Here is a 420-nt window from a genome sequence, read left to right on the forward strand (position 1 = left end):
GGAGGCCGGGCTCCTCGGGCGGTATCGCCAGGGAGTATTCGAGCGCTTCATCCAACTCGCGGCGCGCCACCGCCACCAGCTCCGAGTGCAGCGCCATCGCCCGCGCGCGGTGGCTCGGCAGCGCGAGCGTGGCAGGGTCCAGTCCGTAGGCGCCCATCCGGTCCAGCGGCAGCCAGCATGTTCCTCGGTCCAGGTCCTCGCGCACGTCCTTCAAGATGTTGGTGAGCTGCAGGGCCCTGCCGAACGCGGTGGCCCTCGGTTCGAGCAGGGCCTGACGCGGCGGCGTGACGAGCGGCGAGTAAGCGATGAAGAGTCCGGTCAGCATCTCGCCCACGACTCCCGCCACGCAGTAGCAATAACCGAAGGTCGCCTGGAGGTCGGGCAACCCCACGACAGGCCCGTCGGCTCCATACCTCCGCT

General features: G+C 69.5%; 1 protein-coding gene. It reads right to left on the minus strand.

Features of this window, described 5'->3' with window-relative positions; genetic code table 11:
* On the minus strand, window positions 1–391 hold a 391-nt coding region (locus tag G4D85_RS48575; RefSeq protein WP_240359956.1), incomplete at its 3' end, for a squalene/phytoene synthase family protein.
* Window positions 392–420 lie beyond the last annotated feature (29 nt).

Source organism: Pyxidicoccus trucidator (assembly GCF_010894435.1).
Lineage (GTDB): Bacteria > Myxococcota > Myxococcia > Myxococcales > Myxococcaceae > Myxococcus > Myxococcus trucidator.